Origin of the sequence: Rhizobium binae, assembly GCF_017357225.1 — a bacterium.
In the GTDB taxonomy this organism is placed as follows: Bacteria; Pseudomonadota; Alphaproteobacteria; order Rhizobiales; family Rhizobiaceae; genus Rhizobium; species Rhizobium binae.
This window is the reverse complement of sequence record NZ_CP071604.1, coordinates 3,666,995-3,680,599: the sequence shown is the minus strand read 5'-3', so window position 1 is coordinate 3,680,599 and position 13,605 is coordinate 3,666,995. Positions and strand designations below refer to the sequence as shown.

The 13,605-nt window shown below is 58.9% G+C and carries 14 protein-coding genes and 1 pseudogene; 3 read left to right on the top strand and 12 right to left on the bottom strand.

The features are described 5' to 3' along the window. Nucleotides 1–49: 49 nt before the first annotated feature. On the bottom strand, nt 50–346 hold the full coding sequence (locus J2J99_RS17995) for an ATPase inhibitor subunit zeta (protein WP_168296168.1): 297 nt from the start codon (nt 344–346) through the stop codon (nt 50–52). Between the two features lie 130 nt (nt 347–476). Beyond that, a pseudogene (locus J2J99_RS17990) lies at nt 477–1,335 on the bottom strand (3'(2'),5'-bisphosphate nucleotidase CysQ family protein). A gap of 120 nt (nt 1,336–1,455) precedes the next feature. Here J2J99_RS17990 and J2J99_RS17985 point away from each other — a divergent pair. Further along, nucleotides 1,456–3,006, top strand: coding sequence for a bifunctional aminoglycoside phosphotransferase/ATP-binding protein (locus tag J2J99_RS17985; protein WP_168296218.1), 1,551 nt, complete (start codon nt 1,456–1,458; stop codon nt 3,004–3,006). Between the two features lie 79 nt (nt 3,007–3,085). On the opposite strand, the gene J2J99_RS17980 is transcribed toward J2J99_RS17985, so the two are convergent. After that, complete coding sequence (locus J2J99_RS17980) at nt 3,086–3,364, bottom strand: DUF982 domain-containing protein (protein ID WP_168296169.1); 279 nt, start codon at nt 3,362–3,364, stop codon at nt 3,086–3,088. A 116-nt stretch (nt 3,365–3,480) separates the two neighbouring features. Further along, nucleotides 3,481–3,657 carry a hypothetical protein gene (locus J2J99_RS17975; protein ID WP_168296170.1) on the bottom strand — a complete coding sequence of 59 codons (177 nt, stop codon included), beginning with the start codon at nt 3,655–3,657 and terminating at the stop codon, nt 3,481–3,483. Nucleotides 3,658–3,921: 264 nt separating this feature from the next. Here J2J99_RS17975 and J2J99_RS17970 point away from each other — a divergent pair, with 264 nt between their 5' ends. Beyond that, nucleotides 3,922–4,275 (top strand): hypothetical protein, encoded by a 354-nt coding sequence (locus tag J2J99_RS17970; protein ID WP_168296171.1) that lies wholly within the window; start codon nt 3,922–3,924, stop codon nt 4,273–4,275. A 137-nt stretch (nt 4,276–4,412) separates the two neighbouring features. Here J2J99_RS17970 and J2J99_RS17965 read toward each other — a convergent pair whose 3' ends face one another. The 3 genes from J2J99_RS17965 to J2J99_RS17955 form a co-directional block, all read right to left on the bottom strand. Further along, on the bottom strand, nt 4,413–5,585 hold the full coding sequence (locus J2J99_RS17965) for an acetate/propionate family kinase (protein ID WP_168296172.1): 1,173 nt from the start codon (nt 5,583–5,585) through the stop codon (nt 4,413–4,415). Between the two features lie 21 nt (nt 5,586–5,606). Further along, a complete protein-coding gene (locus J2J99_RS17960) occupies nt 5,607–5,825 on the bottom strand; it encodes a hypothetical protein (RefSeq protein WP_246735343.1) in 219 nt (72 codons plus the stop codon). An 83-nt stretch (nt 5,826–5,908) separates the two neighbouring features. After that, the gene (locus J2J99_RS17955; protein WP_168296173.1) at nt 5,909–7,519 is read right to left on the bottom strand and encodes an MBL fold metallo-hydrolase; all 1,611 of its coding nucleotides are present in this window, start codon (nt 7,517–7,519) and stop codon (nt 5,909–5,911) included. Between the two features lie 123 nt (nt 7,520–7,642). Here J2J99_RS17955 and J2J99_RS17950 point away from each other — a divergent pair, with 123 nt between their 5' ends. After that, entirely contained in the window at nt 7,643–8,476 is an 834-nt protein-coding gene (locus J2J99_RS17950; protein ID WP_168296174.1) for a universal stress protein, read from the top strand. Between the two features lie 490 nt (nt 8,477–8,966). Here the strand turns inward: J2J99_RS17950 and J2J99_RS17945 are convergent, their stop codons facing one another. From J2J99_RS17945 to J2J99_RS17925, 5 genes are all read right to left on the bottom strand, one after another. Further along, nucleotides 8,967–9,473 carry an Hsp20/alpha crystallin family protein gene (locus J2J99_RS17945; RefSeq protein ID WP_168296175.1) on the bottom strand — a complete coding sequence of 169 codons (507 nt, stop codon included), beginning with the start codon at nt 9,471–9,473 and terminating at the stop codon, nt 8,967–8,969. Between the two features lie 513 nt (nt 9,474–9,986). Then, the gene (locus tag J2J99_RS17940; protein WP_168296176.1) at nt 9,987–10,814 is read right to left on the bottom strand and encodes a VCBS domain-containing protein; all 828 of its coding nucleotides are present in this window, start codon (nt 10,812–10,814) and stop codon (nt 9,987–9,989) included. 331 nt (nt 10,815–11,145) lie between these two features. Continuing rightward, a complete protein-coding gene (locus tag J2J99_RS17935) occupies nt 11,146–11,862 on the bottom strand; it encodes an ABC transporter ATP-binding protein (RefSeq protein ID WP_168296177.1) in 717 nt (238 codons plus the stop codon). After that, nucleotides 11,843–12,607 carry an ABC transporter ATP-binding protein gene (locus J2J99_RS17930; RefSeq protein WP_168296178.1) on the bottom strand — a complete coding sequence of 255 codons (765 nt, stop codon included), beginning with the start codon at nt 12,605–12,607 and terminating at the stop codon, nt 11,843–11,845. Before J2J99_RS17930 ends, J2J99_RS17935 begins: the two co-directional genes overlap by 20 nt. Continuing rightward, the gene (locus J2J99_RS17925; protein WP_168296179.1) at nt 12,607–13,605 is read right to left on the bottom strand and encodes a branched-chain amino acid ABC transporter permease; all 999 of its coding nucleotides are present in this window, start codon (nt 13,603–13,605) and stop codon (nt 12,607–12,609) included. The genes J2J99_RS17930 and J2J99_RS17925 overlap by 1 nt, the downstream gene beginning before the upstream one ends.

Genomic DNA, 13,605 nt, shown 5'->3' with positions numbered 1-13,605 from the left:
GCAAAATTGCCGGCAACCCGGTCTCTGTCACCCGAACCAGCCAGCGCCATTAAGAGGAAAACGCTGCTTCACGCAGAAGCTGCTTCATTTTTTCGCGAAGCGTGTCGGCATCGATCGGGACGTCCGCATATTGCAGGTCGTTCAAGACCTTTCTGAAGACATTCTCGTCACCAGCCTCCAAGAGACCGGCGGAAATGATTTCGTCGAAATAGACATCGACGTCCGTTCGCCCGATAAGATCGGCTGCCCAGTGCGCCAGCATCCGGTCGCGCCTTGCGCGAATTTGAAGTGGGCGCTCGAGCTTCATCACATACTCTTTCTCGAGTGCCTCTTCACGATCGCTCATGATGCTCATCATCGTTCCTTTCTGAGGCCCATTGTGCCGCATCCGATGCGCTGCACCGGCATCCACAAATCCTCATCTCAAGATAAGACCCTGGTGCCGAAGGCGTCTTTGATTATCGTCAAGCCGCTCTTCAAGTTGGGGAAAGGCCATGGGCATCGCCAGCAGGCAGGCTCGGCCGCAAATTCCTCGAGGCGGCCAGAACGCGCGCTGCAAGCTCGCTTGTCCGTGCCGCAACCAGACCTTCGACTTTACCGGCTTCGCTAGGATCGTAATTTACCTTGCTGCCGTCGAGCCCCAATACGACGCCGCCCGCAGCTTCGACGATCGCATGGCCGGCGGCACAATCCCAAACCATCATTGGCCACGGCCGGAGGTAAATATCTGCCTCTCCCGCTGCCACGAGCGCGAATTTCAAGGATGAACCGAGGTGGCGCACTTCGCACGGCTTGAGCGCCTGAAGCAATTGTTCGGTGCGTTCGTCGCGGTGCGAGCGACTGACGAGCACTATCGGCTCGGGGCGCGGGTGCGGTGGCTGCGGGAGAGGGCGAGGCGTTGCCGCCAGCGCCTGCGTAAACGCCCTTTGCTTGCCATAACTGAAGAACAAGCGATCTTCCGCCGGGGGCATAAACAAGGCCTGCGGTCGGAACGCCCGCTTCAACGAGCGCGATATTGACGGTGAAATCGTCGCGCCCATCGATGAATTCCTTGGTTCCATCAAGGGGATCGAGAAGCAGGACGGTTTCAGCGGCAAGTGCGCCGAACTCCAGCGTCGTATCCTCTTCGCTCAATACCGGAATATCCGGTGCCAGGCAGCGACAACCCGCCCTCAGGATTTGGTGGCTCGCCAGATCCGCCGCGGTGACCGGCGACATATCCACCTTCGTTCGGGCGCGCGTGCCACCGTGCTGAAGGGCATATGCGGCATCACCGGCCCTACGGGCCAAAGGAATGAGTTCGGCGATGAGGTGCTTTCTGCGTCGCAAGTCCATGATCAACCGTCCCAAGCTCGGTCAAATGGACGCCAATGCGCGGCTGTCGGCATTGATGGAAATCAATGCGGCGGATCGCCAATCGGCGACCCTCTCCTCAGCCAATCAAGGAGGATCGCCATGCTTGCGCAAGATCAGTCCAAGGTGTGCTCCTATCTCGAGAAAGCTCTGCGCCGGGACGAACACCCGGTCGAAATCATCAATACCCATATCTCAACGATCTTCCTCTCCGGCGATCGGGCCTACAAGATGAAGCGCGCCGTGAGATTGCCCTATGTCGATTTTTCCTCAGTCGGGGCCAGGGTGACGGCGTGCCGCAAGGAACTTGAGCTGAACGGCGCTACGGCGCCGGAGACCTATCTTGCAGTCAGACTGGTAACGCGCGAGCCCTCTGGTGAATACGTGCTCGACGGAGGCGGAGAGGTGTGCGACGCCTTGGTCGAAATGCGCCGCTTCGATCAATCGGCGCTCCTTGATCGGCTCGCCACGTCGGGAGCGTTGACATCTTCGATCGTCGACGCCTTGGCAAAGACAATTGTGCAGTTTCATCGGGGTGCGCCGGTCTCGCACGCGCGATCCGGGCGGGCCAACGTGGTGTCTGTCCTGAACATCAACGATGCGGGTTTTGCAACCAGCACGGTTTTTTTGCCGGAGCAGGTCCGGGAGCTCACGTCTATTTTCCATCAGCGCCTGTCGGAGTTGGCCGAATTGCTCAATGAGCGCGAGCATGAGGGGAAAATCCGCAGATGTCATGGCGATCTTCATCTCCGCAACATAGTCCTGCTCCACGGCGAGCCGCGCCTGTTCGACTGCATTGAATTCAACGATGAGATTGCCACGACCGACGTGCTGTACGATCTTGCATTTCTGCTGATGGATCTCTGGCATCGGCAGGAGAAAGGGCTGGCGAACCGGTTGATGAACCGGTATCTCGACGAGACCGACGACGAAGAGGGTTTTAGGGTTCTGCCTTTTTTCATGGCACTGAGAGCTGCCGTACGCGCCCATGTGACCGCTACACAGGCCGAGGGTCTGAGCGGAGACCAAGCCATGGCACTTGTCGAAGAAGCAAAATCCTACTTTGCACTTGCTTGGGCGCTGCTGGAGCCTGCAAAGCCTCGGCTGGTAGCGATCGGCGGTCTCAGCGGATCAGGAAAAACAACTCTTGCCGAAGCCCTGGCTCCGCTATTGGACGTCGGCCCCGGCGCGCGCATCGTCGAAAGCGACAGGGTCCGGAAGGCCATGCATGCCGTTCCGCCCGAAACCAAATTGCCGCCGGCGGCCTACAGGCCGGAGATCTCTGCCAGGGTCTATCGCGAGATGGCCTGGCGCGCGCGGCTCCTTCTGAACGGTGGCGGCTGCGTGATCGTCGACGCGGTTTTCGACAAGCCGCGAAATCGTCAGTTGATCGCGGAAGCTGCCGCGTTCGGAGGGCATCGCTTCCAAGGATATTGGCTTGAGGCCGATCCAGGCGTCCTGCGCCAACGCGTTTTTGCCCGACCGCCGGGCATTTCGGATGCTACGGTCGACGTCCTTGAGGAGCAGCTCGTCCACGACGTGGGCAGCGTAAACTGGACGGCGCTCGATGCCACCAAGCCCGTCGAGGACCTCGTGCAAGGCATTCTCAAGTCGGCGAACGATGCAGCGGGAGCGGTCGGCGTTTCCATCTGAGACTGCGACGCATGGGACGGTCGCAACGGCGAATGACAGTCTGCCGGCACTTCGTTAGAAGTGTCGTGACGCGCCAGAATCAGCTCGAGGCTTCCGCATTGGGCGCACAGGTTATCATTCTCGCCTCGGAAGCGGCCTGCACGAAAGCCTCTCGCGCCGTTTCGGGGGAGACCTGCCCAAGCACCGCCGCAGAGCAGATTTCTTTCGCAAACCTGTGCTTCTTTCGCGAGCCTTTCCATGCATTGTCTAAGAAATCGAGCGCCTCGCTTGCGTTGTGGATCGTATTGGGCGTGCGCATCGAAACCTGTACGTAGACGGGCTCGCGCCAGTCCTGAGTCGTGTTTTCCTTGAAAGCCATCGTCTGTCTCCACGAAGTGCAGTTGAACATGCTCCAGAAACCATGGTCTGTCCGACCCGTGCGCGCGCGGGATACTTCGCGATCGCCGAGGCAGCCTTGCGCGGATCCTGGCGGCGTCAGAAGCCGTTACCCTTCGTCGGAGGTGTGAATGGATCTGGGTATCCGGCTTTGGGGGCCTTCTTTTCCTGCTGGGTTGCATCCGACTGGTCCGGCTGCGGCCACCAGGTGGCGCCGCCGTAGCCGACCAGGACGGCCAGCAGGATTGCGGCTGCTGCGGTGAATAGCTTCAGCATGATAGTTTCCTTTCCGGGTGGTGATGAAGCACCTTCGTGCGAGCCGGCATGCTTCGCATTGCGCTCGATCAATCAGCTTATCGTCTCGATGTGCTTACATCGCTCCGCGATCGATCAGGTTGCGCCTTGGCGGATCGTGCAGGCGTCTTGGCCTAGGATCGGACATTTGGGCGCGGGCTCTCTTGATCCAGATCAAAGATGTCCCGGCTCAGGGACGCTAGGCTTATCAAAACGAGAGGATCCGCCATGTTCAACGATGGGTTCATGATGCCGGATCAGGCGCTGCCTGCGACCGCGAGAAACCTCTTTCTCGCGAGTTATCGACTGAACGTCGAGATGTCCAAGGCGGCCCTGCATGGCCAGATCGAGCTGCTGAACTTCTTCAAGCACCGGCTTGAACTCTACGAGAGGTTCGTAGATGACCTTGTCGCAAGCGTCGAACTGAACGACACGTTCGAAGTGATGGCCGACTTCACGCACAACGCCTTGGCCGAGGGGTCACGAGAGTCTGCGCGATTGGCTATGATCACTTCGAAAATGGGATCGGTATCGGCGAAGGTCGCGCGAGAGCTGGCCGACGAGACCGTCAAAGGGCTGGCCGCTCGAACCTGCGCTTGAAGATAAGCCGTAACATGTGCGGCGATGGCGGATGATGGACGCCTCGCAGCAAGCGACGCGCTGCTTCTCAGGTCGATGTCCATCAAGCCAAGCAGCGCTCGATCCTCACTATGACGAAGGCTTATCGCACTCGGCCGTCAGAGCTTGTGCCTGTTAACCACGGCCAGAGTCTCGTCGACGATCGCCTGTTCCTCGTCGGTCGGAATGATGAAAGCGGTTATCGTGCTGTCGCGACCGCTGATGACGGTCGCATTGGCCTTATTGGCGGACTCGCTCAGTTCGAGCCCCATCCAGGCAAGATGGCGCGCCACGCCCTTTCTCACTTCCGGCTGGTTCTCCCCGATGCCGGCCGTAAAGACGATCGCGTCTATACCACCGAGCGATACAGCCAGCCTGCCGATCTCGCCGGCGATCCTGAAACAGAATAGATCCAATGCTTCCCTTGCCGCCGGGTGAAAGTTTTCCATAAGTACCCTGACGTCTCCGCTTACGCCGGACACGCCCAGCAGGCCGCATCCGTGATAGAGGAAGTGTTCGAGCCGGTCTGCGTCATGGAAGCCGTTTCGGAGAAGATGGATCAAGACGCCGGCATCAATCGATCCCGGGCGCGTCGCCATCGGGACGCCGTCGAGGCAGGAAAAGCCCATGCTGGTGTCTTTGCTGACGCCGTCCACCATCCCGCAGAGGCTCGCGCCATTTCCCAGATGTGCGCATACGACCCTGCCGCTGCCGAGATCCGGTGCAAATTTCTTGAGTTTTTGAGATACGAACTTGTAGGAAAGGCCATGAAAGCCATATCTGCGAATTCCCGCGTCATGCATTTCCCGCGGAATGGCAAGGCGTGTGGCCAGGGCACATTGCGATGTGTGAAATGCCGTGTCGAAGGATGCGGTTTGCAGCACGTCGGGATACATCGCGCGGACGGCGCGAACCACCTCCAGTGCGCAAGGCAGATGCAAGGGCGCCAGCGGCACCAGTTGGTTGATGCAGGCCTCCGTGTCCGAATCCAGAAGCACGGGCGCGGTAAATTTCAGGCCCCCATGAATGATGCGATGTCCGACAAGCGTCGGCTCCGAGCCTTTTGGCAGGATGAGGGGGAGTAATTCGGCAAGCAAGGCTGGACCAATTTCCTTGACGTGCGGCAGATCGACTTCATGGACGTCGGTTCCAGAAGTGTACTTGAACCGCGTCCCTTTGCCGATCATTACAGTGCCTCTGGCCAACGGCCTTGCAAAACCTGCCTCGACTTTGAAGACGCCAATCTTCAGGCTTGATGATCCAGTGTTGAAGGTGATTGCGGTTCCGCTCATTGGACCTCCTGTAGATCCTGGCTAGTCGGCCCTTCTCTCGTCTTCTGTGATTTTGCAGGCCGCATCTAAAAGTTGAAGCGCGATTTCCCTTGCGGCGGTTGCATCGCCGGCGCAGAGCTTCAGTGGAGCGCATTTTTCTTTCAAGTTGCGGACGAGCTTCCGGCGAAGTCTGGAGACTGGATGCGAATCCGTTTCTGCGAGGAGCTCCTTCAGGCAGGTGACGGCGACCAACTCGAACATCAGAAGTTTGCCTTCGACTTCGCCTTGCGAGGGAATGGGAAAGCGCTACTGCCTCGTTTGAAATCGCGTTCGGTCGACAGCATCTATGGTCTCCAATCCTCACTCTGATTGGTCTCGTCCTCCAGCGCACGCTCAAGTCTGCGCAGGATCACGGCACGGCTCTTGCGGTCGGCTGCATCCTTCAGGCGGTCGGCCAGATTGAGGACGAAATTCTGATAGTCATTGTGCCAGTCCTGATGACCGATTTCTTGGGGTTGGAGGCGGGCTGGGATGTCGCTGGTCAGGAGGCGTGCGGATTCTCCCTTCAGCTCGTATGCGTCATCGAGGCGCGGGGTAAATATTTCGACCGGCAACAACTTTGCCAGCCGGTTCGACATCGCGCTTCGGGCGCCCGCTTCTCCATGCACGAGAAAGATAGCTTTGCGGATTGGGCCGCGCTCCATCACCCAGTCATCCAGCTCGCTTGCATCGGCATGGCCGCTATAGGCGTCGAGCGTTGCAATTCGGGCGCCGACCCTGATCTCCTCGCCTTGGATTCGCACGACTTCCGCGCCGTCCTGCAGGATCCTGCCGAGCGTGCCTGCAGCCTGGAAGCCGACGAAAAGAACGGTGCATTCCGGCCGCCAGAGCCAGTTCTTCAGGCGGTGCCGGATCCGGCCTGCCTCACACATGCCACTGGCAGCGATGACAATGTGAAAACCCTTTAGGAGATCAAGCGCTTTCGATTGTTCGGCGGTCTCGGTAAACCTCACGTTAGGCGCATTGAGCGCCCTGAGGAAATCAGCTCCGTGCTCCATGCTTCCAACATGTTTCTTGAAGGTGTCGGTGGCCTTGGAGGCAAGTGGTGAATCGATGATCACGGGGCACCGCGGCAGCATCCCTGTGTCCATGAGCGCGATGAGATCCGTCAGCACTTCCTGAGTGCGCTCCACGGCGAAGGAAGGAATGAGAAGTACCCCGTTCGATTGGTTCGATTGCGCGACGAGCTTTTGAAGGCTGATGCGCCTTTCCTTCAGCGCATAGTCTTCCCGCTCGCGGTCGCCGTAAGTCGTTTCGCAGATCAGGTAGTCGACTCCGCTCGGCGCTTCAGGATTGCTTTCAAAAAGCTTGTGCCTCGAACCCACGTCTCCTGAGAACAACAGCCGGACAGGTCCGTCCGCATCCTTCGCCTCGATCTCGATCGAAGCGGATCCAAGAAGATGGCCGGCATCCCAGAACCGGAACTTCAGTTTGCCTGCCGTCTCGCGCCACTCTCCGTAAGGCACCGCAACAAATTGCGGCATGATGCTGCGCGCCTCGTCCGCGGTGTAGATCGGCTCCACCGCCTCCCGCGACCGCCGTCTGTTCCTGCGGTTGAGCTGGAGAACCTCGGATTCCTGGATATGTCCGGAATCCTGCAACATGATCGCGCAAAGATCGACTGAGGCGGATGTCGTGTAGATCGGGCCGCTGAAACCGTCCTTAGCCAATTTCGGAAGCAGACCCGAATGATCGATATGAGCGTGAGTAAGAAGCACGGCGTCTATCTTGCCAGGGTCGAATGGAAACGGCCTGTAATTCAGTTCCTTTTCGGTTTTGGAGCCTTGGAACATTCCGCAGTCGATCAGAATTTCGGCGCCACCAGCATTGAGAAGAAAGCACGAGCCTGTGACAGAGCCTGCTGCTCCGTGAAATTTTAGGATAGCGCTGTCCATGGTTGCTCCTGTCCGTTAGCAGACAGACTATAAGTCGGAGATCGACACTGCTTTGACGAAGGTCAAGGAACTTACCGGAGCGGCGATTATCCTGGCTTTATCCGAGCAGCGAGGTGTATCGAGATGACAATCCGGACGGTATTAAGCATCCTTGGCGTCAATCGGTTCGAGGAGGACCTGAAAAGCGCGATCGACTTCTGCGGAGTACAGGTTGCGCATCTGAACGCGCTGGTGATCTCGTTGGGCGCAATTCCGATCATGGGGGACTATAACACCGTTTCCGCCGTCTGGCTCGACGAGCGCCAGCGCGAAATCGACGCGCTTTCCGAGAAGGTCGAAGAGATCAAGGAAATCCTCGGGCGAAGCGGACTTTCCTACGATGTCCAGGACGTCTATACGGAATTCGCTTTCGCAGACCAGGATATTGCCGAAAGGGCGCTTTACGCCGACGTCGTCCTTGTCGGGCGGCAGGCGGCCCGGGACGAGCAGCTGCGCAAACGCATTATCGACGGGGCTCTATTTCAGACACCTACCCCGATCCTCATCAATCGAGGTACGCGGGCGATGAATTCATCATCGCGGTCGGTGCTGCTGGCATGGGATTCAAGTGACGAAGCTTCGCGCGCCGTCCGGCAGTCGCTCGACCTGCTCAAGCAAGCCGACGCAGTCTATGTAACCATGGTGGACCCTATGGCACGCACAGATGCGAACGGGGAGGAGCCGGGGGCCGACATTGCTGCCTATCTTGCCCGTCACGGCGTCAAGGTCCAGGTGGACAGGATTGCCAGCGGCGGACGGCCAGCAGACGAGGTCTTCAGACAGCATGCTGCCGACGTCGCGGCCGACCTGATCGTCATGGGCGCCTACAACCATCCCCGCTGGCAGCAGACGATCTTTGGGGGAGTAACGCGCAACATGATCGAAGAAAGCAAGCTGCCGATCTTCATGGCCCATTGAAGTCGCGAGCCACTCGCTTCGAAATGTCCGATCAGGTGCGGAGATTCAGCAAGAACTTGAGGCGCCTCCGGCTTGAGCGAACCGAACTCCGACCGGTGCTTCTGCAAGCTGTTCCAGGCGTGCAGGCGTTCACTTCGCCAAAGGTCAGTGTCACCCGGCCCGATGATCCATGTGGAGGCACAGTCTGTCGTTCTCTTGCATCCAATCCATCTTGCGGGGGCATCGAAAAGCAATGGGCCACGCCATTCACATAGAAGAAATAGATCGGCACGACGGATGATTGGTCGTCCTTGCATCAGGCAAGCTGCCCAATCGCAGGCATGATATCAGCGACGCTCACAATCTCGGAGGAGATGATGGCCGGCTCGGTGGGTATCAGCATGATCGATAGCCGACGGGACGGTTGGAACCATTCACACGGAAAAAAGGGAGGGCATTCCCTCCCTTTCGCTACCGCTTCTCGCGCACTCATCACGACGGGAACGCACCGTCAGGCCGTCTTGATCACGATCTTGTGGTCCTTGTCCTGGCGCCCAGACGTCTTCGGCAGACGGATCTTAAGGACGCCGTTGGAGAAGTTCGCATCGATCTTTTCGCTGTCGATATTGCGCGGCAATTCGAGGCTGCGTCGGAAGGAGCCGTAGCGGCGTTCGGAAAGGTAGTAGTCCTTTTCCTTTTCTTCCTTGGCCTCGTTCTTCTCGCCCTTGATCGTGAGAATGCCGTCGGTCAGCGTTACATCGAGATCCTTGGCGTCGACGCCCGGAAGCTCGGCGGAAATCTCGAAGTTCTCTGCCGATTCGACAACATCGACCGCAAGAAGACTGCGGGAGAATGCCGCTGGCATCCTGCTGAACGTTCTGTCGAAGAACGTCGGGCTGAAGTCGTTGAAGACGCGATCAATCTCGCTACGGAGGTTCTCAAACGGCCTCCACCGCTCGAAGGGAGCGGCAGATTTTTCTTCCGTCTTCGCCGGTGGTTTTGTTCCTGTGTCTGCCATTGCGTTTCTCCATGGTTGATTGCCGCCGGTCATCGGGCGGCGACAATTCCATTGAACAACTCAGCAGCCGGACGAACATTGATCGCCGTCAAACAATTCCAAGATCAGTTGGAGAGCAGGCGCTTCGGCGAACTATCTTCCACGAGAGATCCGGTACGAGGCCGAGGATCCATTTCCTCAAAGCTGCGCATGCATGTCCCACGCCTCGCTCACGTCGAGGTCCGTGCTATCTGTAGAGCGCAAAGTGCAATATGGGCATTTTCATCGCCCAAAGATGAGATGCAGCAGCGATGATAATAGCCCATAAGGCCAGCGAGAACATGACCGCCGCTAACCTGATTCCCATTGACTGCATTATCTCCTCCATCCCAGCATAACCGTCCCTCCTCGGACGATCTGATGCTAACAGGGCGCAGGTTGATCAGCTATCGCAAGAAATCGCTACCAGATAGCCGCTGCGGCGGCGCTCGGAAAGATGCAAGGTTTGGCGATGCGGCGCCCTTTCCCTGGCCATCAAACGACAAAGTGGAAATTGTCGTATTGAGCACCATAATAGTCGGGGCCGCTCGTTTCGGTGATGACGGGCTCGGTGTCGAGCACGAGATAGTCGATCGCGCCATAGGCGCTGAGATCAATTACTTGCGGGTCATGGATGCTGTCGGCGGTCACGTTGACGCTAACCAAGAACACCGTATCGCCGTTCAGTCTACCTTCGATCGTCAGAACGTTGTCATAGTCCGACGTGCCATTTGCCACGCTGAATTGCTCGATCTGGAAGGTGCCGCCATCGGCGGCCTGGATGGGTGTCCAGAATACGCCGCCTGACAGATAATGGTTGCCGTCGGCTTCCTTTTGTATCGCTGCATCGTCACCATCGTGCCAAGCGCCCCAATCGAAGCCCTTGTAGCCGGTGGGGAAATCATGTTTGCCGACATCCTCGAAATTGACGAGGATATCGCCACGCTCCGGCAGATCGACAGCGATATTGAGCAAGCCGAAGTCGGTGGCGCCTTTACCGTCCGAGATCTTGAAATTGAACTGGTCAACGAGGAGATCCCCCGGGCCGAGCGCTGATACCACCGGATTGGAGTGATCGAGTTCATAGGTGTAGTAACCGTCGGAATAGACGGTCAGCGTGCCGTATTTTCCCTCGATTGTCGTCGTCGAGGCCGGTCCGTCAGGAGTGGCCGGTTGCGGAATTCGCTGCCCGTTCACGAAGTTAAGACGCACAGGATCTCCGTCGGCATCCGTGGAACCGTCAAGGATGTTGCCGTCAACCGGCTTGTCGATGTTGAAAATGGGCTGGTATACGTCCGCTGCGACCGGCTTGTGGTTTGCCATTTCTACCTCCCGTCAGAAGTTCTGTTCGAACATGCAACTCTATCGGGTGCTCGGCAACGAAATTTTGCCAGGCGTCGGATCAATTCAGCCTGTCAAATGCAACGGGCACAATTTGTCTGCAGCTCAAAGATCCAGATAAAGGGATCGACGCCGGCGTCTATTCTGTTGAAAAATAAAGATTCATGCGCTGTCTTACGCTGATGCCGCTTCTGGGCGAGCGGTATTTTCTGCTCTTCAAGCATTCTACCAATTTCGGCCAGCAGAAATATTTCAGGCACGTATTAATGCCAGTCTGGTGACGTCATCGTGACGATATACGGCATTGATGGCTTCAATGCAGGCCGCCCACTCCGAGCAAGCTTTCGACAGTTTGGTGATCCCTGGACAGATCTGCCGGCGTCCCCGCCCAGGCCAGCCTGCCGCGTTCAAGTATGACGACCTGATCGGCGAAATCGAGCGCGCTCTGGATGCGTTGCTCGACGAGCAGAATGGTCATGTCGCCTGACTTGGCGAGTTCGGCGAAGGCAGCCATCAGTTCTTCGCAGATAACGGGGGCGAGCCCTTCCAGCGGTTCATCAAGGAGCAATACGGAAGGGCGGCCGAGAATTGTGCGGGCGGTGGAGAGCATCTGCTGCTCGCCGCCGGAGAGTTGATTGCCGAGATTGCGGCGGCGCTCCTTCAGCCGAGGGAACATCGCATAGGCCTCTTCCAGCGCCGTTTTCGGCCGCGCCTTCAGGCCGACGAAGAGATTCTCTTCGACCGTCAGCGTCGGAAAGATGCAGCGGGTCTGCGGCACATAACCGAGACCCTTGTGCGCCCGCGCGGCGCTTGGCGCTGCGGTGACATCCAGATCGCCGAGTCGGATCTGGCCTTCATAGCGCCTGGTCTGTCCGGCAAGCGTCGCGAGCAGCGTCGTCTTGCCCATGCCATTCCGGCCGAGCACGGCAAGCCGTGCGCCAGCGGGCACCGAGAAAGAAATGCTGTCCAGCACCCGCGTCGGCCCATATCCGGCCGAGAGATTGTCGACCTCAAGCGATATGGCTGGCATTGGCATAGCTCCCGAGATAGGCCTCGCGCACGCGGGCATCCTTGGTGACATCGGCCGGCAGGCCATCGAAGATGATCGCGCCCGCCGCGAGCACGATAACGCGTTTGGCGAAGCGGAAGACGAGATCCATGTCGTGTTCGATCATCAGCACGGCGAGATCGCCGGGCAGATCGGCAAGCGCCTGCTCGATGCGGCCGGTATCGCTCTGCGGCACGCCGGCCGCCGGCTCGTCCAGCAGCAGCACCTTCGGCTTCAGCGCCAGCGCCACGGCAAGTTCCAAGAGCCGCTGTTGCCCATAGGCAATCTCGCTGACCTTGCGATGCATCAGCGGTGTCAGTCCGAGCTTTCCGAGGAGGTCGGCGATCTCGGCCATGACATCGGGCATCGAGAGGAAATTTCCGAACATGTTCCGGGTCTTGCCATCCCGCTGAAGGACAGCGAGCCCCACATGTTCGGCGGGCGTCATGTCCTGGAAAAGCCGTGTCACCTGAAAGGAGCGGACGAGGCCGCGTTTGACCCTGCCGATCGCATTGATCGACGTCACCGTCTCGCCGCCGAGGCGGACTTCGCCGGAATCGGGCGAGAGATTGCCTGTGACGAGGTTGACGAAAGTGGTCTTGCCGGCGCCGTTCGGGCCGATCAGCGCGACGCGGTCGCCGGGCGCCATCGCCAGCGAAACGTCGTTTGTGACGGCAAGGCCGCCGAAGGCTTTTCTAAGATTGGCGACTTCGAAAACCGGGCTCATCAGCGCTGCTCCCTGCGGCGGACAATCAAAGCTGCGGTCGTTCCGTAGAGCCCTTTCGGCGCAAAAAGCACGACGGCGATCAAGAGCGCACCGACCACGGTCAGCCAATGGAAGGGATTGGCGGCCGAGACATAGTCCTCGAAGAGCATGAAGATGGCAGTGCCTGACAGTGCCCCGAAAAGGGAGCCGGTGCCGCCGAGCACGAGCATGACAAGCGCTTCTGCCGATTGAGTGAAGGACAGGCTGTCGAGGCCGACGACCTGGGTCGAGATCGCATTCAGCGCGCCGCCGACACCGGCAACGGCGCCGGATATGACGTACATCCTGATGAGAACCGCCTTCGGCGAGCCGCCCATGGCGCGGATACGCAGCGGATCTTGCCTGACGCCGCGGCAGAGCATGCCGAAGGGCGAGCGAACCAGAAACCGCAGCAGCACGAAGACGATTAGCAGCAGCGCCATTCCGAAGAAGAAGGCGGTTTGGCCGTAGAGATCGAATTCGAAAAGACCGAAGATCGGGTCCGGCGCAATGCCGGAAAGCCCATCGCTGCCTCCCGTCCACGACGAGGCCTTGTTGGCGAATTCATGGAAGAGGTGGATGAGGGCAATCGACAGGACGAGTTGCGGCAATCCATGCGCGCGCAGGATGATGGCGCCCGACAGCAGCCCGGCAATCGCACCGGCGGCAATGCCGGCAAGCATCATCAGCAGCGGGTCGTTGATGCCGTAATGCGCCGACAGGATCCCGGCGGCATAGGCGCCGGACCCGAAGAGCGCGGCATGCCCAAGCGTGGCGACGCCGCAATAGCCGGTCACCAGATCGAGCGACAGGACGAGCAGGGCGATCGTGATTATCCGCGTCAGCAGCGCGAGATTGTCGGGGAAGGCGAAGTAACCGATCGTGCCGATGGCTGCGATCACGGCTATTCCGACGAGGTCGCCACTGAAGCTGCGCTGATGCTGGAGACGTTCGCTTTCGCTGTTCATGACAAGCGCCAT